This window comes from Sporosarcina sp. P29, assembly GCF_002743265.1.
Taxonomy (GTDB): domain Bacteria; phylum Bacillota; class Bacilli; order Bacillales_A; family Planococcaceae; genus Sporosarcina.
Genome location: NZ_PDYX01000020.1, coordinates 1 through 20,624, shown reverse-complemented (window position 1 = coordinate 20,624; position 20,624 = coordinate 1). Strand labels below are relative to the sequence as shown.

20 protein-coding genes are annotated in these 20,624 nt (G+C 37.1%); 15 read left to right on the top strand and 5 right to left on the bottom strand.

Annotated features, from left to right (window positions below):
* Window positions 1–77: 77 nt before the first annotated feature.
* The 5 genes from CSV68_RS13770 to CSV68_RS13750 form a co-directional block, all read right to left on the bottom strand.
* Window positions 78–1,241, bottom strand: coding sequence for an acyl-CoA dehydrogenase family protein (locus CSV68_RS13770; RefSeq protein WP_233192927.1), 1,164 nt, complete (start codon window positions 1,239–1,241; stop codon window positions 78–80).
* Window positions 1,242–1,284: 43 nt separating this feature from the next.
* Complete coding sequence (locus CSV68_RS13765) at window positions 1,285–2,565, bottom strand: TRAP transporter large permease (protein WP_099662425.1); 1,281 nt, start codon at window positions 2,563–2,565, stop codon at window positions 1,285–1,287.
* On the bottom strand, window positions 2,562–3,056 hold the full coding sequence (locus CSV68_RS13760; protein WP_158233530.1) for a TRAP transporter small permease: 495 nt from the start codon (window positions 3,054–3,056) through the stop codon (window positions 2,562–2,564). Before CSV68_RS13760 ends, CSV68_RS13765 begins: the two co-directional genes overlap by 4 nt.
* 104 nt (window positions 3,057–3,160) lie before the next feature.
* On the bottom strand, window positions 3,161–4,192 hold the full coding sequence (locus CSV68_RS13755) for a TRAP transporter substrate-binding protein (RefSeq protein ID WP_099662423.1): 1,032 nt from the start codon (window positions 4,190–4,192) through the stop codon (window positions 3,161–3,163).
* Between the two features lie 473 nt (window positions 4,193–4,665).
* The gene (locus CSV68_RS13750) at window positions 4,666–5,466 is read right to left on the bottom strand and encodes an IclR family transcriptional regulator domain-containing protein (protein WP_099662422.1); all 801 of its coding nucleotides are present in this window, start codon (window positions 5,464–5,466) and stop codon (window positions 4,666–4,668) included.
* A 120-nt stretch (window positions 5,467–5,586) separates the two neighbouring features.
* On the opposite strand from CSV68_RS13750, the gene CSV68_RS13745 reads away from it, so the two are divergent.
* From CSV68_RS13745 to CSV68_RS13675, 15 genes are all read left to right on the top strand, one after another.
* Window positions 5,587–6,729, top strand: a complete 1,143-nt coding sequence (locus CSV68_RS13745; RefSeq protein WP_099662421.1) for a muconate/chloromuconate family cycloisomerase — start codon at window positions 5,587–5,589, stop codon at window positions 6,727–6,729.
* Window positions 6,716–7,183 carry a DUF3237 domain-containing protein gene (locus CSV68_RS13740; protein ID WP_099662420.1) on the top strand — a complete coding sequence of 156 codons (468 nt, stop codon included), beginning with the start codon at window positions 6,716–6,718 and terminating at the stop codon, window positions 7,181–7,183. The genes CSV68_RS13745 and CSV68_RS13740 overlap by 14 nt, the downstream gene beginning before the upstream one ends.
* A gap of 15 nt (window positions 7,184–7,198) precedes the next feature.
* Entirely contained in the window at window positions 7,199–8,026 is an 828-nt protein-coding gene (locus CSV68_RS13735) for an alpha/beta fold hydrolase (RefSeq protein ID WP_099662419.1), read from the top strand.
* A 15-nt stretch (window positions 8,027–8,041) separates the two neighbouring features.
* On the top strand, window positions 8,042–8,737 hold the full coding sequence (locus CSV68_RS13730; RefSeq protein ID WP_099662418.1) for a CoA transferase subunit A: 696 nt from the start codon (window positions 8,042–8,044) through the stop codon (window positions 8,735–8,737).
* A complete protein-coding gene (locus CSV68_RS13725) occupies window positions 8,727–9,380 on the top strand; it encodes a 3-oxoacid CoA-transferase subunit B (RefSeq protein WP_099635251.1) in 654 nt (217 codons plus the stop codon). The genes CSV68_RS13730 and CSV68_RS13725 overlap by 11 nt, the downstream gene beginning before the upstream one ends.
* Entirely contained in the window at window positions 9,377–10,582 is a 1,206-nt protein-coding gene (locus CSV68_RS13720; protein ID WP_099662417.1) for a thiolase family protein, read from the top strand. Before CSV68_RS13725 ends, CSV68_RS13720 begins: the two co-directional genes overlap by 4 nt.
* A 174-nt stretch (window positions 10,583–10,756) precedes the next feature.
* A complete protein-coding gene (locus tag CSV68_RS13715) occupies window positions 10,757–12,544 on the top strand; it encodes a XylR N-terminal domain-containing protein (RefSeq protein ID WP_099662416.1) in 1,788 nt (595 codons plus the stop codon).
* 201 nt (window positions 12,545–12,745) lie between these two features.
* A complete protein-coding gene (locus CSV68_RS13710; RefSeq protein WP_099635254.1) occupies window positions 12,746–14,290 on the top strand; it encodes a 4-hydroxyphenylacetate 3-hydroxylase family protein in 1,545 nt (514 codons plus the stop codon).
* A gap of 39 nt (window positions 14,291–14,329) precedes the next feature.
* On the top strand, window positions 14,330–15,112 hold the full coding sequence (locus tag CSV68_RS13705; protein ID WP_099662415.1) for a dioxygenase family protein: 783 nt from the start codon (window positions 14,330–14,332) through the stop codon (window positions 15,110–15,112).
* A gap of 68 nt (window positions 15,113–15,180) precedes the next feature.
* Complete coding sequence (locus CSV68_RS13700; protein ID WP_099662414.1) at window positions 15,181–15,732, top strand: FAD synthetase family protein; 552 nt, start codon at window positions 15,181–15,183, stop codon at window positions 15,730–15,732.
* A gap of 22 nt (window positions 15,733–15,754) precedes the next feature.
* The gene (locus tag CSV68_RS13695; protein ID WP_099662413.1) at window positions 15,755–16,228 is read left to right on the top strand and encodes a flavin reductase family protein; all 474 of its coding nucleotides are present in this window, start codon (window positions 15,755–15,757) and stop codon (window positions 16,226–16,228) included.
* Between the two features lie 333 nt (window positions 16,229–16,561).
* Window positions 16,562–17,347: a dioxygenase family protein gene (locus CSV68_RS13690; RefSeq protein WP_099662412.1), complete on the top strand. Its 786-nt coding sequence runs from the start codon at window positions 16,562–16,564 to the stop codon at window positions 17,345–17,347.
* A gap of 386 nt (window positions 17,348–17,733) precedes the next feature.
* Window positions 17,734–18,078, top strand: a complete 345-nt coding sequence (locus CSV68_RS13685) for an RNA-binding protein (RefSeq protein ID WP_099662411.1) — start codon at window positions 17,734–17,736, stop codon at window positions 18,076–18,078.
* On the top strand, window positions 18,068–19,954 hold the full coding sequence (locus CSV68_RS13680) for a XylR N-terminal domain-containing protein (RefSeq protein WP_158233529.1): 1,887 nt from the start codon (window positions 18,068–18,070) through the stop codon (window positions 19,952–19,954). The genes CSV68_RS13685 and CSV68_RS13680 overlap by 11 nt, the downstream gene beginning before the upstream one ends.
* Before the next feature lie 18 nt (window positions 19,955–19,972).
* Window positions 19,973–20,458 carry a flavin reductase family protein gene (locus CSV68_RS13675; RefSeq protein ID WP_099662409.1) on the top strand — a complete coding sequence of 162 codons (486 nt, stop codon included), beginning with the start codon at window positions 19,973–19,975 and terminating at the stop codon, window positions 20,456–20,458.
* Window positions 20,459–20,624 lie beyond the last annotated feature (166 nt).

Here is a 20,624-nt window from a genome sequence, read left to right as displayed (position 1 = left end):
AAAGCACCGCAATTTGCGGTGCTTTATTGTATTTATAGTTGTTCGAATCACTGTGGATAATTGTATTGCTTATTAAATTATTTCATTGTAGACTTTTTCATCGATTGAATCGCATTATTCGCCATTTTAGAAATAACGACGTCGTTCATCGGGGGATTATATAGGCCGGCTCTGACATTTAAATAGTAACGGTGCATGGGATTCGACTCAGACAATGCACGTGAACCAACAATTTCCATCGCTGTATTAACAATCGATATTGCCGCACTTGTAACGGCTATTTTCGTTACATCTAATGACTCTTCAAAAGTTGTTTTATCAGTCGCTGCTTCATAGCGTTCAATCGTTCCGTACAATAAATGTCTCGCTGTAGACAGCTCTAGCTCCATATCCCCGATCTTTTGACTAATGGATGGCACTTCGGCAATGGATTTACCAAGTGAGACAGGTACATAGGAAGTGGCAAATTCCAGAGCATAATTTCTTGCCGCCGCTGCAATTCCGATATAGCAAGCAGGAATATGAAGTAACCAACCCTTTGATACAGGTTCAACAGGTTTGTTTTTCTTCAAAATATTTATCCTTGGCACACGGACGTTGTTAAATACTACTGTATCACTCGCGGTACCTCGCATAGCTAAACTATCCCACGACTGTTCAATAGATATACCAGTAGCTGTACGCGGAATCATAATGTGCTCAACTTCTTTTTCTTCAGTCGTTGCGGAAACAAGAAAATAATCGAGAACGGGTGATAGTGAGGCGTAAGTCTTCTCGCCATTTATGATTAGATCATCACCATCAGCAACTGCATTCGTCTGTGGCAATCCACCTCGCGTCGGACTTCCAGTATTATTTTCCGTACCAAGCGAGTTAATGAGAGCACCTTTTCGTATTTCCTTTACTAAAAACTGACCAGCCTGTTCATTCCAGTGGCGGTTTTCCGCATATTCAAGCACAATTCCATTATGCCAACCAATCGATAAACCGGTCGAGCCACTACCTTCAGAAATAGCCTCTTGCGCTAATATATATTCATACAATCCAAAACCTTGCCCGCCATTTTCTTTCGGTAACGTTAACAAATGATAGTTGATTTGTTTAAGTTCTTCTATATCTTTAAAAGGAAATGAACCTAGTGCATCTAGTTCAGGTTCGCGTGCACGAAACGAAGGCTTTAACGCTTCTATTTGTTCTATTAACTTCCTCTGTTCCGGTGTTTTAATAAATGAATACATCATCAATCTTTCCTCTCCATTTAAAATGTTATTCGTGGATGTTTTTTTAATCAGGCATTAGTAAATTAGGGAGAAATAAAAACAGGTTTGGTACAAATACACCGAGTAAAATGACACCTAATGTTAACCCAATGATCGGCAAAACTGCTAAAAATGCGCGCGGTGTGGAGATTTCCGCAATTTGCGTCGCAATGAGTAAACAAATACCATAAGGCGGCGTCACCATACCAACTGCTAACGTTAAACAAACGATGATGCCCATATGAACTGGGTCTAAATTGGCAATTGCCCCCAACTTCATAAGAATTGGTAAGAAAATAATGATTGCTTCCAAAGGACTTAAAAATGTTCCAACTACTAGTAGAAAAGCAACGATCATTAAATATATACCAGAAGATGATGTAGTTATATTCGTAATGAAATCCGCAACCAATTCAGGTGCATGTAAATAACCGATGAGCCAGCCCATAATACCTGCAGTCGCGATTGCGAACATTGGCAAGGAATACATAATGACTGACTCCTTTAAAATCCTTGGTAACTCTTTTACTTTTAAGGATTTGTAAAAAAACATAAGTACTAAAGCATAAAAAACAGCAATAACAGCGGCTTCAGTCGGTGTGAAAAACCCACCTACAATTCCACCTAAAATAATGACCGGTAATAATAATGTAGCCACAGCTTGCTTAAATGAAGTTCGTACTTCTTTTATCGTTGCTCTTGGGTAAGCAGGGTAGTCATGCTTAACAGCCATGTAGTATGTATATCCCATTTGAACTAAACCAATTAATATACCTGGCACAATACCGGCTAAAAAAAGCTTTCCAATTGAAACTTGGGCCATTGCACCGTACACCACCATCATAATACTAGGTGGAATGATGACACCTAACGTGGAAGACGCAGCCGTAATCGCTACTGTAAAACCTGCATCGTATTTTTCTTTTACCATTGCTGGGATTAATGTGGATCCAACAGCTGCAGTATCTGCTGCGGCGGATCCAGACAATCCCGCCATAATCATACTCACTAATATGTTGATGTGGCCGAGGCCGCCTTTAATATGACCGACGAGTGTTCTCGAGAAATTAATCAATCGATTTGTAATGCCCCCGTCATTCATTAAACTACCTAATAGAAGGAAGAATGGAACGGCAAGAAGTGTAAAAGAGTTAATGCTCGCGAACATATGATTTATAACACTCGTAAATGGTAAATCGATATATATTATTGTAACCATAGAGGAAATCCCTAAAGCGAATGCAATCGGCACACGTATGAAAATCAAACCAAAGAACACGATGAGGAGTAGAATGAGTGGATTCAATCAACATACACCTCTTTACTAGTTAATTTCAAAAACTTCTTTGTATCTGTAATAATCAATTCGATTGTAAATAACAACATCGCAACCCCAGAAACGGGAATCGTGGCAAAGAAATAAGATAATGTAAAAGGTAAGGAATTTGACGCACGCGACATACCCGACATAGTAAATTTATAACCGTAAACAATCATGACGTAGATGAGTGAAAGAATGATGAAATGTGATAAAATATCGAAACCTAAGTTTAATTTCAATTTAGACGGTGCCAAGTCGACAATAAAGTGCTTCTTATGTCGAAGAGCAATGGCTGCACCTAAAAACACAGTCCACATGAAACAGAGTAGCGAAAATTCATCAGCCCAAACCATCGGAATGTCAAAATAGTTTCTCGCAATAACCTTCACAAATACAACAATAATAAAGGTAGCTAATAATAGTACAGAGACAAAGGTTAGAAATCGTTCAACGAAGTTGTTAAATTTAAACAGCACTATAAAAACCCCTTTGACAAATACAATAATCTTGCTAATTAGATAGTTGTTTTGCCAGTTTATAACCTAGATTTTCACACTGGCAAAACGAATAGTTAAATCGGTCAGTCTTTCAACTCTCTCACAATTTCTAGTAAATCAGTGGCTTCAGAGTCTTTTGCCAACTTATCGTGTAGTGGCGTTAATATGTCGATAAATGCTTGTTTATCAACTTCTGTCGTCGTCACTTTTAGACTTGGCAATTCTTCAAGTAACTCTTTATCCATTTCAATACCGCGTTTCGTACCTAATTTCCCAGCCTCAATAGCCACTTTTTCAATGATTTCGTTATACTCAGCGGGTAACTTATTGTACGTTGTCTCACTCATTGAGAAGTGTGATGCCATGTAAAGGTGTTCCGTTAAACTAACATATGGTGCCACTTCGTATAACTTACTACCTGTATAGCCACTCAACGTACTTTCAAATGAATTGACGACACCTGTTTGAACAGCTGAGTACAATTCGTTCCATGCAAGGGATGTAGGCAACGCCCCTAATGCGGACCAGACTTCACTTTCAATTGGTGAGCTTGGAATGCGCATTTTTATACCGTCTAAATCTTCTGGAGTTTTGATCTCACCTTTATTATTCGATAAGTATCTCGTTCCACCACCTGCTAAGGACAACAACTTCATGTCTAAACTTCTGTTTTCATATTCAGTTTTCAAATAATCATATAAAGGACTGTCATTACTGATTGCTTTCTCGAAGTGATCCATATCTTCAAACAAGTAACTAATTCCAAAAATTTGATACTGAGGAACAAATGCCGCTGCGTTTTGAGCACCGCCAATAATAAAATCGACTGTTCCCATACGTAATTCTTCTATAATCGTTTCATCGTTTCCTAACGATCCATTCGCATGAATTGACACTTTAACATTACCGTTAGTTTGTTTTTCAACTTCTTCAGCGAAGTATTCTGCCATATCTGCCCAAGGATGGGGTTCACTAATGACGGTTCCTAATCTAAGTTCGTATTTCTTTCCTGTTTCTATTTCATTACCTTCAGATGCACCTTCGTCATTCCCGCAAGCTACTAACAAAAAAACTAGTGAAACAACGAGCATAAGTTGCATAGTATACTTTTTCATAAACTTTCACCCTTTTCATTATTATTGATGAGGATATATCGTTTGGAGAATATAAACAATTGCACCTCTATAAGTGTATTCTTTTTGTAGGTAAATCAAGACTAGTAAATTAGTATTTTTCTGCTTTTTACTTCCTTCATGCTGAATATGTCAAACCACTTTATATAATAACACCACCCTTTTTAATTAAACAAATTAGAATACTAGGTATTAAATGAAAAATATCCCTCCAATGGTAATACATTTGAGTCAATTGATTCACATTACCATACACATTATTAATTTAGTTGTCAACATCACGTGAAATATAATACCTTCCCAATGGTATTTTTCATTTATTTGGTTCAAACGGAAAGATGTGTAGTCAAGCCCATTCATTAGGGTACGATTTTCATGGACGTCATCTCAAAGAGCATCCATAATACTCGGATAGTAAAAAGGCTCGCTCGGTCATGTGAACCAAGCGAGTCTTTTCACAGTCTCACAATACGGTGTGATTTCGAAAGGTCGGTACTGATTTTTTCAGCAGTTGTTAATAACAGTGGAAGAAATTTATCATTCACTATTTCTCTGTTAATACGATTTGCATGTGAAGAAATATTGATAGCTGCAACTACTTTGCCTTCATTATTTCGAATGGGGGCAGCTAATGAACTAAGGCCTTCTTCTAGTTGTTGTTCAACAAAGGCCCATCCATCGTTCTTAATCTGTGTAAGTCTTTCCGTCAATTCTAATTTACTACTAACTGTTCTGTCTGTGAATGATGTAAAGTGTGCATCAGTAAAATAATTTTCCAGTTCAGATGGAGATAAGTTGGCGAGCAATACTTGTCCCATTGAAGTTGCATATGCAGGTAATCTTGAACCGACATCCAAAGCAATCATCATAATTCGTTTCGTAGGAATTCTGGCAACATAGACAATTTCATTTCCGTTTAATACGGAGATAGATGTAGATTCACCAGTTTGTTCTACGAGATCTCGCATATGAGGATGTGCGATCTCCCATATGTTTTTAGAAGATAGATAGGCATATCCGAGGGACAATACCCGAGCAGTTAAAGAGAAATGACCATCAGCAGATTCCGCGTATCCCAAACTTTCCAGCGTGAGTAAAACCCTGCGCACGGTAGGCCTACTTAAATTCGTGATTTTCGCAGCTTCACTTACCGTAAGTGTTGGTTTTTCATTTGAGAAAGCTTGAATAATTAGTAAACCACGTTCTACTGACTGGATGAAATCAGCATCTTTAATAGAATTATTAGAATTCTTCATTGACATTCTACCTACTTTCATGATTATATTATGTTGTACGATATGGTTGTATCTTGTACGTATATCGTACAATTTTAAATCTTATTTGGCAACAGTATATCTATTAAAGGGGAATATAAAATGAAAACTATGATTAAGCAAATCCGTTCAGTAATTGTAGATGTACCGATTAAAAGACCTCATCAATTTTCAACAGAGATTGTATCAACGAAAAGTTTTGTAGTGATCCAAGTAGAATTAGAAAATGGGCTTATTGGTATTGGTGAAGGCACAACGCCAGGGATTTGGTGGAACGGTGAAAGCGTGGAGACAATGCAGCTTGTTATTGAGCGTTATCTAAAACCGTTGCTAATTAATCAGGACCCTAGAAATATTGAACAGCTACTCCAATTATTTGACCGGCATGTACGTGCTAATCCTTTCGCGAAAGCAACAGTTGAAATGGCACTTTTCGATGTAGTAGGTAAAATATATAACGCCCCTGTTCATCAACTATTAGGTGGATTATTCCAAGAAGCGATTGATGTAAAATGGGCACTTGCGACAGGTGATGCAGATGGTGATATTGCAGAAGCGAAAGAACTGGTTAGTAGTAAACAATATAGAGACTTCAAAATCAAAGCGGGTAAATATCAACCAATAGATGACGCAAAGCGAGCAATTAAAATTGCTGAAGGTCTAAACGGTATCTCAACAATTGGTATTGATCCAAACGGTTCATGGGATAAGTTAACAGCCGTTCGTTGGATGGAACGCTTGAATGATGCTGGTGTGGATTTTTTGGAACAACCACTTTCACCACTTGATTTTGAGGGTGCAGCAAAACTTGTTAGCATGAAAAAGGTACCGGTAATGGCAGATGAAAGTGTTGCAACAATCCAGGATGCGCAAAGACTTGTCCAAGAAAAAGCAGCTGATATATTCTCTCTTAAAATTCATAAATCAGGTGGTATGCGAAATACCTTAAAGATTGCTGCTATCGCGGAATCAGCAGGATTAGTTTGTTTTGGCGGTACGTCTCTCGAAAGTTCAATCGGTTCTGCAGCAAGTATTCATGCATTCGGTACAATACGCAATTTAACATACGGCTGTGAATCGTTCGGACCACCATGGCTTGCCGACGATTTAGTTAAAAATCCACTGAAATTTAAAGAAGGCAAAGTAATTATTCCTTCAGGAGCAGGTTTAGGTGTTGAGTTAGATGAAACGAAAATCGAGAAATACAGAAGAAAAAAGGAGAGAGTTACAAATGGCGTATTTTAAAGCACCACAACTTACTTTCTTATTTGATTTAGAGCTAGTTGTAGAGAAAGCCCACTTACCTGGGACTACCCCAATTGGCACAAGACGAATTATTCGAGTAGAAGGTGGCCACTTTGGCGGCAGTGAAATTAAGGGAAAAGTTATTCCAGGCGGTGATGATTGGATTACAGTCAGAGAGGATGGAACAATTATCCAAGACGTGCGCATTCTATTAGAAACAGATGATAAAGAATTAATCATGATGTCTTATCGTGGTATCCGAACAGGACCTATAGAAGTGTTGGAACGTCTTGATCGTAATGAAGAAGTGACTGTAGACGAATATTATTTCCGTACAAATCCAATATTTGAAACTGCCTCTAAAAAATATGATTGGATGAATAAAAGAATCTTTATCTCGACAGGTCAACGTTTACCTACAGGTGTTAAATATACTGTCTATCAAGTGGATTAAGAGGAGGATTCAATCATGTTAAAAGAAGTTGAGATTCATAAAAACATAAAACTTGCAGTATGCGATATACCTGAAGAAAAGAAGACCATTATTGCGATTCATGGTCTCACGGGTAACCATAAAACTTTTTATCATTATAGACAATTGCTGGAGAAAGATTATCGGTTTATTAGTTATGATTTACGTGGGAGGGGCAATAGTAGTTCTGCCGATAAACAAACTTCTCTGTTTCGACATGCTGAAGATTTAAAAGCATTCATTAAAAAGTATGAAATTGAAAAGCCCATTTTAATGGGCTACTCAATGGGGGCTTACATTTGTGCTCAGGTGGCTAGTGAAATAGATGTAGCGGCATTAATTTTACTAGATGGCGCGGGTACTACCGAAGAACGTCAACGCGAATTAATCGTTCCATCACTTAGCCGTTTGGAAAAGGTATATGAATCAGAAGATGACTACGTGAATCAAACGAAAATCATTTATGACTCATTAGATGTTCAGTGGGATGAGGTTGTTGAAGAAATTACACGATATGAAGTGAAAAAAAACGAAAAGGGTTATCGTCATAAATCGCAAGCGACTGCTATGGAAAAAGACTTTAATAGTTTTTACGATTTCCAACCCAAAGAAGTTTTCCAACAAGTGACATCTCCAATTTTACTCGTCATTGCATATGGGAAATTAGGGCAAAAGGATTCACTTTTCACCAGAGAGACATATAACGAAACAATAGAGACAGCAAATAGTCTAACAAGCATTGAAGTTCCGGCAAATCATTACACACTTATGTTCGAACGGCAGCCAGAGGTCGAAAAATCTATACTAGCTCTACTTGAAAAATAATGAAGAGGTGAAGAGATGTATTTAGACAAACTATTTTCTATTGAAGACGCCTTGAAAGAAATTAAATCTAACCACACTTTGATGGTTGGTGGATTTGGATTAGTTGGCAGTCCTTTATCCATCATTGAACACTTAACAAGACATGACATCTCTGGATTGACAGTCATTAGTAATAACGTTGGGGAAGCTGGTGAAGGTCTAGGTATTTTGCTTAGACAAGGAAAGATCAAGAAAGCGATTGGATCGTACTTTACAAGTAATCGCGATGTGGCAAAGTATTATAATGAAGGAAAACTTGAGATTGAGCTATTACCACAAGGAACATTATCTGAAGCGATTAGATCAGGGGGAGCAGGTCTCGGTGGTTTTTATACGAAAACAGCTGTGGGTACTGATTTGGCAAGAGGAAAAGAAACGAAAGAAATTAATGGTGAAACCTATCTGTTACAGGAAGGGTTGAAAGCAGATGTTGCGATTATTAAAGCGTGGAAAGCAGATCGATTAGGTAATTTAGTTTATTATAAGACCGCTCGAAATTTTAATCCTAATATGGCAACTGCAGCAAACTACGTTATTGCAGAAGTCGATGAAATTGTTGATGTTGGAGAGCTAGATCCAGATGAAATAGCTACACCGCACTTATTTGTAGATGCAATTGTGAAGAGTGAACTGATATTAACGAAAGATGGGGTGAATAGCATTGGGAAATAAAAGGGAACTAATAGCAAAACGCGCCGCAGATGAACTTGAACCTTATTCATTTGTTAATTTAGGAATTGGAATACCAACATTAGTTGCTAATTATATTGACGATGGATTATACACTTTACATACAGAAAATGGACTGTTAGGTGTTACTTCTGTTGAAGAAAAGGATATAGATCCGCTAATAGTCAATGCTGGAAAACTCCCTGTTGGCGAAGCGTTGGGCGCTTCATATTTCAGTAGTGCGGATTCATTTGCAATGATCCGTGGAGGGCATATTGACGTTGCCATCCTTGGTGCTTTGCAAATTGACTCCAGAGGACGAATTGCGAACTGGGCAATTCCAGGAAAAGATATTATTGGTGTTGGTGGTGCAATGGATTTACTTGAAGGAGCAAAAAAGATTATTATTACAACAAATCATGTGGCGAATGATGGAAGACCCAAACTTGTAGATGAATGCACTTTCCCCATCACATCCGAACGTGTAGCGGAGACAATTATTACTGACTTAGCGGTATTCAAATGGCAAGGCGATAATTATGAACTAGTTGAGTTAATGGGAGATAGCACGATAGAAGAGGTACAAGCCAATACCACTGCGTTTTATACTATTAGTAATGAACTATTACAGGAGGGGAAAGTATGAAACGTGAAGTAGTTATCGTAGATGCAGTTCGGACGCCTATCGGTAGATATAAAGGACAATTCAAGTCCGTCCGTCCAGATGATTTAGCAGCTATCGTTATTAAAGCACTAGTCGAACGGAATCCCGAAGTTTCTCCTGAGATTATCGATGATGTTATTATAGGCAATGCCAACGGTGCTGGAGAAGACAATCGAAATGTCGCTAGGATGTCTTTGCTACTCGCTGGATTACCTGAAACAGTCAGTGGTACGACTGTAAACCGTCTATGTGGCTCCAGCTTAGATGCTGTGAGTTTAGGCGCGCGTTCTATTCTTTCGGGTGAATGTGATGTTATCATTGCTGGTGGAACTGAAAGTATGACGAGGGCACCTTTTGTCATGGCGAAGCCCGAAACGGATTATCCACGCGGAGATATTGGTTTAGTAGATACTACAATGGGCTGGCGATTTAAAAACTCTGAACTAGATCGTATGTATGGTACGGAAACCATGCCGCAAACTGCAGAAAATGTTGCAGTGCAATGCAATATTTCACGGCAAGACCAGGATGCTTTCGCTTATCGTAGTCAACAGCTTACAAAGAAAGCGATGGAGTCAGGCCGTTTTAAAGATGAAATTATTCCAGTGACAATTAAGGATCGTAAAGGACTGGAAACAATTATAGACACGGATGAACATCCACGCCCTGATACCACACTGGATAAACTAAGCACATTACGTCCTTTATTTAATGACGGAACTATCACGGCAGGAAATGCAAGTGGCATAAATGACGGTGCTTCAGGTGTTATGTTAATGAGTGCAGAATTGGCCAAAGAACTAAATTTAACGCCACTTGTTAAATTCGTAGGTTCGGCTACTGCTGGATTGGCTCCTTCTATGATGGGGCTGGGTCCGATTTACTCGACAAAAAAGTTAATGAAAAAATATGGTCTAACTGCTTCCGACTTTGATTTGGTGGAGATTAATGAAGCGTTCGCCTCCCAATCGTTAGAGTGTGTGAAACAGCTTGATTTAGACATAGAAAAAGTAAATGTAAACGGTGGTGCAATTGCATTAGGTCATCCACTTGGAGCTAGTGGAACGCGTATTTTAACTACACTTATTTACGAGATGCAAAAAAGGGAAGCGAAGTTAGGATTGGCATCCATGTGTATCGGAGTAGGTCAAGGGATTTCCGTTGTGGTTGAAAATGTCAAATGATTAGTGAAAAATGGTGATGTATTAAAATAATACATCACCATTTTTTCTTAATGATAAAAGAGGATTTTTTATAGAACTTGTTGAAAGCGGTTACAATAGGTGTTTTTGTATTACTAACTATTGTATAGAATCCTTATGAAAATTAACACGCTATGAAGTGAGGGAGATATATTGATGAAAGCAAATAGATTACTGCTGCAAAACTTAATTGATATTAATCCGCGTACAGGGATCATTAAACTTCATGACAAAAGAATGGGGTTAATTTCTGTAGAAGCATTGGGGATTTTACGTGGTGACTTAATAAACACGTTAGGTAAAGAACGTGCAAAAGGATTTTTGATGCGCTACGGCTGGGCTTGTGGCAAACGGGCTGCTGAATCTATTAAAGAAAAATATGATTGGGCGTCACTGGAGGAACTAATGTTATCAGGAACAGTCATGCACACATTAGAGGGAATTGTAACTGTGGAGCCTGACATATTAGAGATTAATGGAAATCATTTATATATTACAGGATATTGGAAAAATTCATTTGAATTTGCGAATCATATTGCTGAAAATGAAATAGGAAACGAAGCCATTTGTTGGACGTTAATTGGTTATGCGAGCGGTTATTTAACGAGTGCATTTGGTCAAGAAGTAGTCGCGTATGAGAAGTATTGTCAGGGTAAAGGAGACACAGAATGTTATTTTGTTGCTGAGACCGTAGCAAATTGTGATGAAGCTTATTTAACAGACCTACGCTATTATCAAAGCGAGTCTATGCAGTCAGTAATAGATGATATGTATTTAGAAATCGAACAGTTAAATGAAGATATTATTGAATCTGAGAGAGTTCAAAATCAGTTGACAGAGTTATTCTTGGAAGGTAAAGATATTAACGAAATAACGCATGCAATTGGTAATGTTCTGGGGCGCAGTATTGTGGTTGACCATTTCGATGAAGTGTACTCCTCGCATTTTGTTTGTGATGAAGAGCAATTAGCATATAAAAGCTTGAAGGAAAGTGGGGTCATTATAAACCAACAGAATGGTGTATTTTTTGAATCATTTTTAATAAAGAACAAGGTAGTTCTTGGAAACCTAATGGTCATCGGAAAAGAGAAATTGAATCAAAGAGAACAAATGATTATTAAACGAGCATTAATGGTTTTTACAATTCAAATGTATCATCAACGTAAAATAGCAGAATCACTTTGGAGTAAGAGAGAAGACTTTTTTGATAAAATGATTAATAGTGAAATTACAGATGAAAATACTTTAAGTAGACAAGCTGCAAGTTTTGGGTTTAATATCAATAAACCGCATCGTATTATCACTCTTAAAGTCATTCCAAAGAGTATGAAAGATAGAGTGTTACGCTTTTTAGAGAATAAATACCCTAAGCTGGATTTATTTATAAAATGTGATTATATCGTTATTATAACTGCTCAAACTATAAATCGGGATGCTGAAGAACTATCCATTAATTTGATAAATGAAATTAAAAATAATATACCTGACGTCATTGTGCACATTGGATCTGGACGTTTGGTAGATTCCGTATATAAGTTAAAGGAAAGTTATATCGATGCAAAACGGATTTGTGATTTTGTTCAGTTAACGTATCCAGTAAGTAGTAGACAAGCAACCTACAAGGATTTTGAGGGAATTATGATGTTTTTGAAAGGTACAGATCATGAGGAACTTCTAAAGTTTTATATGAACACAATTGGAACCCTGGTTGATTATGATGAATGTAACTCAGGCAGTCTACTCATAACATTAAAATCTTATTTAGATAATAACGGTAACCTTCAACAAACGGCTGATGATCTACATCTATCGATTGCAGGTCTACGTTATCGTATAGGGAAGATTGAATCTTTAAGTGACATAGATTTGAAAACTGGATCGGGTCGATTTAATGGACAATTGGCTACAAGAATATACTTTGGATTAAAAGTAATGGGAAATTAAAAATTCTAAGACGAATCGCTCATCGATTCGTCTTTATTTTATGTGATTTAATAAATTTGCTGTTTAGAAAGTCATTCTATGTACTCCCACAAAAACTGATAGTCGTTAATCATTTGTCACTATTTATTTACAGTTACATACATGTGAAACTAAGTGTAATATTCAGATTAGTAAGCGGTTACATTAAAAGGAGGAATATTTATGACAGTAAAACAAGCAGTTAGACTACCGATGACCGGTGAGGAATACCTTGAAAGCTTAAGAGATAATCGTGAAATTTGGCTACATGGTGAGAAGGTAAAAGATGTAACAACTCATCCAGGTTTTCGAAATAGTGCTCGCTCTATCGCTCGCCTTTATGATGCCTTACATGATCCGAAATATAAAGATATATTAACAAGAAAAACTGACACAGGGAACGATGGATACACACAACGTTTCTTCGTACCAGACGAAACACCTGAAGATTTATTTAAAACGCGTGACGCGATTGCAGAATGGGCTAAAATGTCGTATGGCCAGATGGGGCGTTCACCGGATTATAAAGCATCGTTCTTAGCGACATTAGGTGCAAATCCAGAATACTACGGAGAATATGCTGACAATGCCAGAAGGTGGTACAAAGAAGTTCAAGAGAAAAACTGGTTCTTCAACCATGCGATTATTAATCCTCCTGTTGATCGAGATAAGCCAATTGATGAAGTGAAAGACGTCTTTATTCATGCAGTAGGTGAAACGGAAGAAGGGATTTTAGTAAGTGGTGCGAAGATGGTTGCAACAGGTTCTGCACTTACAAACTATAACTTCGTTGCTCACTACGGTGCATTGGCAATTCCTAGCGAAGAATATGCACTTGTTTTCGTTGCTGATATGAATACACCAGGTATTAAACTAGTCTGTCGAGCTTCTTATGAAATGAACGCAGCTGTCACAGGAAGTCCTTTCGACTATCCACTTAGTAGCCGTTTTGATGAAAATGATTCCGTACTAGTTTTTGAGAACGCGCTTATACCATGGGAGAACGTATTAGTTTACAAAGATATTGAAAAAGCGAATACATTTTTTGCTGAGAGTGGATTCCTCCACCGTTTAACTTTCCACGGTGTAACAAGGTTCGCTGTGAAATTAGACTTCATTTCTGGTCTACTCATTAAGGCATTACGCGGGAATGGAACGGATTCATTCCGCGGTGTCCAAGCCCAAATTGGTGAAGTGATTGCATATCGTAATATGTTTTGGGCAATGAGTGATGCCATGGCATTGAATCCTGAAAAAGGAGCTAACAACACTGTTTTACCCAATCTAGAATATGGCTTGGCATATCGAGTGTTCATGTCTGACGGTTGGTCACATGTGAAAAACATTGTAGAGACAGTTGTTGCAGGAAGTTTAATTGTACAGCCGTCTAGTGCTGCAGATTTCAAAAATACTGAACTACGTCCTATTATTGATAAACTATACCGCGGATCAAATGGTATAGAGGCTGAAGAGAAAATCAAAGTGATTAAGTTACTATGGGATGCAATTGGAACTGAATATGGTGGGCGTCACGAGTTATATGAAAGAAACTATTCAGGCAACAACGAAAATATCCGATTGGAAAACTTAATAACAGCGAAAGCTAGTGGCCGAGCGCAGAAGTTTGAAGACTTTGTACAGAAATGTATGGATGATTATGATTTAGATGGTTGGGTCAATCCGACGTGGGTTAATAACGATGATGTACATGCTTATGGAAAAAAGTAAGTTTTTAAAAACATGAAACATAAAAAGGAGGAATTTATAATGGTAAAACAACTATCAAAGAAAAATGAACGTGTAGAAGAGGTATTTAATTTATTCATATCACATGTACAAAATTTTTTGAAAGAAGCAAAGTTGAATCATGAAGAGTACACAAACTTTGTGGATTGGGCAGATCGTTTAGGAAGTGCTGGAGAACTACCACTTTATGCAGACGTATTTTTGGAAAGCCATGTATTAAGAGCGATGTATACAGAGAAGCCTGGAACTCAGCCTTCGCTATTAGGACCCTATTTCGTGGAAGGAACGCCTCTCATCGAAGCTAAACCAGGACAACCACTCGTATTGACACAACGCCCTAATGAAGCTGGGGATGTCATGTACTTTAGCGGAAATGTTAGTAATACAAATGGGGAACCACTCGCAAAAGTTAGAGTAGAAATGTGGCAAAATGATGCTTCTGGTAAGTATTCGGCATTTGACTCGGATGCACCCAAATATAATTTTAGAGGACATTTTTACACAGATGAAAATGGAGACTTTGAAGTTAAAACCATAGTCCCTCTTCCGTATTCAATTCCGACAGATGGACCGACAGGTGAGTTTTTAGAATATACCGATCAACATCCAATGCGCCCAGCACATTTACATTTAATGTTCGAAGCGGAAGGTCATGAAACACTTATTACCCAAGTATTTTTCGAAGGTGATGAATGGCTAGAAACAGATGTAGCAGATGGTGTTCGCTTGGACTTAATGACAAAGCTCGAAGAAAGTGATGGGCATAAAGTCTCTTCCCTAGATTTTATAATGCGCACTGTATAAGTAAAATTTAAGAGCAGAAGGACAGTATCCTTCTCTCTTTGTACAATTGAGAAAGCGAGGCGACTATTATGATTTGTTTTAAAAACAATCAATTAGAATTGAATCAATCCGTTGTGACGATTGGTGCATTTGACGGGATTCACAGGGGACATCAAGCTTTAATTAGTCAAGCTAAGGCACAAGCGGATTATTATGACGTTCCACTAGTCGTGTACACATTTGATCCGCCACCTAAAGTTTATTTTCAAAATCAGTCCATGCTGACCTCATTACCTGAAAAGAAAAAGTTTCTTGAAGAGTTAGGTGTCTCCTATACCGTTTTCGCTTCGTTTGATCAGGTGTACGCATCAAGAAGTGTGCAAGATTTTATCGATGAATTAAGTAAAATTAATCCGAAAGAAATATGGATTGGCCCTGGCTTTCATTTTGGAAGTGGGAAAAGCGGTTCGATTGAAGACTTAACTAAACATTTTAATGCATTCCAACATCCTGTAGTCACGTGTTCCAAAGGTGAAGTTATTTCGTCAACACGAATCCGTGACCTTTTCAGACAACAAAAAGCAGAACAAGCTTATTGTTTATTGGGTAGGAAGCCATACGCTTTAACTAACGCACGATAAAATTATCATAGGGGGTATATAAATGGATGTTAAAGAATTTAGAAACTGCATGGGGAAATTTGCAACGGGTGTAACTGTCGTGACGTGTAAAACAGAAAATGGATCTCATGGATTAACAGCGAATTCATTTACTTCTGTCTCACTAGATCCACCTCTTGTATTAGTTTCAGTAGACCGTAAAACTAAAGCATTTGAACATATGAAAAATAACGCATTTACTGTTAATATTTTAAATTCTGCTCAAGAGGATGTCGCAATGCATTTTGCGGGTAGACCGAAAGAAGTTGCACCTTTTAACTGGATTGAAGGTGAACATGCTCCTCGTCTTGAAGATTCTCTTGCCTATATTGAATGTAAACCATGGCGAGAATATGATGGCGGTGATCACGTGTTGTTTGTGGGAGAAGTACAGAACTTCGTAAGTAATGAAGGAGATGCCTTAACTTATTTCGCTGGCAAATTTGGAAAACTAACAAAAGAGCTAATAAAAATTTAACCATCTCTAATTCAAAATTGCTTATGCTGGAGTGCGACCTTTCAGTGTAAGCAATTTTTCGTATGATAAAAGTGAATTGTTTGTGAGTCAGATTGACAAGATCTATAGATAAGAAATATTTATTGTATTCAATGAAAAAACAATACTAAAAGGTCTGAATAATTGGTATAGTTAGGCCTGATAGTGTGTTGATTTTGTTTTTTAGTTAGAATAAGATGTAATTGTAGATTAAATATTCTAACTTCTCGAAAGACTTATTATTCATAATAATTTTTTTTGTAGAACAGTTAATTGAAGAAGTTAGATTGAATAATAATTAGGGGGAATTGAATCATGCAAAAAGAAGCGGTTAAAAAGAATGAACGTGTGGTGGAAGTTTTCGATTTATTTATTAAACATATCCAAAGCTTTTTGGATGAAGCGGAACTAAATCATGAAGAATATACAAACTTCGTGAACTGGGCTGATAGGTTAGGACGTACAGGCGAACTTCCACTGTTTGCAGATGTGTTTCTAGAAACGCACTTATTGCGATCGATGTATACAGAGATGCCTGGAACACAACCTTCACTTTTAGGGCCTTATTTCATTGATGGATCTCCATTGTTAAAATCAGAAAATGGCGGGCCACTTGTATTGACACAGCGTCCTGATGAAGCAGGAGAAGTCTTGTACTTTAAGGGAAATGTAAGTAGTGTTGACGGCCATGCACTTGGTAATATAAAAGTTGAAATGTGGCAAAACGATGCAGATGCAACTTATTCAGCATTTGATTCAGTAGCCCCTAAATATAACCTAAGAGGTCACTTCTATACAGACGAGAACGGTGATTTTGAAGTGAAAACAATTCTACCAACTCCTTATCCAATTCCAACAAGTGGTCCAACAGGAGAATTTTTAGAATACACGGATAAACAGCCGATGCGTCCTGCACATCTTCATTTAATGTTTAAAGCGGAAGGGCATGAAACACTTATTACACAAGTTTTCCCAGATGATGATAAATGGCTAGAAAATGACGTAGCAGATGGTGTGCGCTTAGATCTTCTTACAAAATTTGAGAAAAAGGGCGACCATTATGAAGCTTCTTTGGACTTTGTTATGCGTAAAGAGCAATAAGATCGCATAGTTGAAGTAGAGAAAAATATGAAATAACTTTGAGTTTTTCATACTTTATGCTAAGAATTCTGAGAGATTCAACAATTTAAAACGAAAACTTTGTTTAAAAATGTTTAGTTGTTTGTATTATGACTTTATAAACCAAGCGTTGAAAATATTAGACGTCATTTGAGAGCGCTATCATGGGGAGATATAAACATATATTAAATTACAATCAAGCTTTGTGTACAGATAAAGATACCGATAAAGTAAAAAAGTATAATTTTCCAATGTACAATATTAGTATTTTATAGAATTATTCAATGGTGGACAAGTTTGCATAGGAAGGACAGTCTTATCCTATGCAAATTCCTTTTCACGGATAGTAAATAAAGGGAGGGTCAAATATGTATGCAATAGAAACGAATATATTCCCTTCGCAAGAACAAATGGAAGATGTCTTTCATTTGCCAGATAGGAGGTTTTTTGACTGGTGTGCAAATAGTTATTTTATTAACCGAGGGATATTTAATGTGATTGATAGTTGGCTCTTTGAATATGGAATGAAAGATATTGTATCACGTCGTCGAGCAATGGATACCTATTTACGCTATTTGCTTACACAAGGATTTTACAATGAAAAAAAACTCTTTTTACAATTTGGGAAAAAAGGCGTAAAGGAAAGTCTATCCAATTTTGCCGAACGACATTTACCTGAAAGACTTTGTGAGGATGATTTATTTGAAGCTTAAAGCTAGTGAACTTACTCTTAATGACTTACTAACAATTTCCACAAAGCTGGGTGAAGGTCTGCAGGATTTAAACTTTGGATTAACTAGTATGGACGGCTGGGCAGTTCTTCGCGCAGACTTAATCAATGCGTTGGGAATTCAGAGAGCTAAAAGATTTATATTAAGATATGCTTATCGATCTGGAATGCATGAAGCGCGTATATTGAAAGAAAAAATTAAGTGGGAAAATGATTTGGAATGGCTGATTGCAGGTTCTAAGATGCATGATTTAACAGGACGTTCTCTATCTTATCCTGATAAGTTCAATGTAGACATAGAGAAAGGCCAATTCAATGTTTGTGGATACTGGATTGATTCTTCAGAAGTCAAACAGCATTTAGAATATTTCCCGATGCATGTAGAACCCATTTGTTATTTCTTAATTGGCTATGCAAGTGGTTATACAAGTGAGTGTTTAGGAAAGAGAATTATTTTTAAGGAAGTAAAATGTAAAGGCAAGGGAGACGACCACTGCAGCTATATTGGGAAAACGGTAGAAGAATGGGGAGATGAAATCTCTGAAGAACTTCTCTACTACGAAGATGAAGACATGTCAGGTGAACTTGATCAAATGTATCAAAAAGTGGAACGTCAGAAAGAAAGACTCGAGACAGGGTACTCATTAAGCCGTAATTTAACAAAGGTAATGCTTCAAGGAGGCGGATTCACAGAGTTTGCTGAGATCCTTGGAAAGAGTTTACATTGCCCAGTTTTAATCGAAAATATGAATTATGAAGTTCTTGGGAAAAACGGTGATAATCCAGGTATGAAAAAGAATATGTCAGCCAAAAACTTCTGGGATGAGAATAATGAAAGCATACCTGAATTCGTTGAAACGGAACTTAAAGATAAAACATTTAAATTATTGACGACGCCAATCTTACTTGAAAATAAGGTTTATGGATTTATTACAATAGCATTGAACAGAAAAAGTGATAATTATCACATAGATTTACTGGAACGGGTAGCGGTTGTGGTTGCATTGTATATGCAAAACCAACGAGTTGCAATTGAAACAGAACAACGACTCAAAGGGGAACTACTTGAGCAATTATTAAATGAAAAAAGTGCAGATGTTGGGGATATTTTTAATAGGTTTTCTTATCTTGGATATGATCTTAAACAGCCCCATTACATCATTTACATTGAAATAAATGATCGAATCATAAATGAAGAAGATAATTTGAATTATGACTATTTAAGAATTAGACGGCAGCTAACAAACTTGTTTCAAAATGAGAATAAATATACATCGAATGTACCTGTCTTAACTAAATTGAATACCGTGCAGACAATTGTCCCAAAGCAATTCTTGGAAAATGAAAATGTAACTATACAAGAATTTGGTGAACGGTTATTAAAAATAATCGATGTCCCGGAGAAGCAAATTTGCATTGGTATTAGCGATAAAACAGAAAAGATTTCTGATTTTAATAGCCGAGCCAAAGAAGCCAAGAAAGCTGTCGAGTTAGCAAAGTTTCGATCAAGAGACTCGGGTGTTATTTTATCAAGTGAATTAGGGAATTTAACATTATTTTTAAATGCCAGAGAACCAGAAGAATTGGAGTCCTTCGCCAGTTTAAAATTAAAAGAAATCATCGATTATGATAAGAAGAAGAATTCCGAGTTATTGGAAACATTGTTTTATTACTCACAAAATGAGTTTAATTTGCATAAAACTGCACGTGAAATGTCAATTTCGATTAGTGGGATGCGATATAGAATACTGAGAATTGAAGAGTTACTTTCTGTAGAACTTTCAAATTCCAATAGCCGCTTTGAGATTCAAATGGCGCTCCAAATTTTCTTATTACTCGGAAGAATAAAAACATTATAAAGTATAGGGGGAATTAATATGGATTCAAGAGAATTTCGAAATACACTTGGGAATTTTGCAACAGGTGTCACAGTAATAACTACAACTACTGATAAAGGTGAGAAAATTGGGCTAACGGCGAATGCATTTTCATCGGTTTCATTAGACCCACCTTTAGTATTAGTTTGTATTGATAAAAAGTCTAGCAGTTTGCAAACACTAAAAAAAGATATTCCTTTTGCGATTAACATACTACAAAAAGAACAGGAAGAAGATTGCTGGCGATTTGCAAAAAGAGCTGATGACAAATTCTCTGGTGCATCGTATACATTATCGGAGGATAGAGTTCCTTTACTAAATGGAAATCTAGCCACAATTGAGTGTAATGTTGCAGAAGTTATTGAAGGCGGAGATCATTATATTGTGACCGGTCATGTAAAAAATGTTTCCTATGATGCTACAGCTGAGCCATTGCTATTTTTCCGAGGAAAAATTGAACAGGTTATGCAAGTAGAGTTGGCATAACAAAAAATAGTAAATAGGGAGGGCATATTCATATGTTAACACCAGAAGATAATCAATTACTAACTCAAACAAATGCAGGCACACCCATGGGTGACGTGTTTCGGAGATATTGGATACCAGCACTTCAAACAGAGGAGTTGGTAAGTGATGGAAAGCCACAACGCGT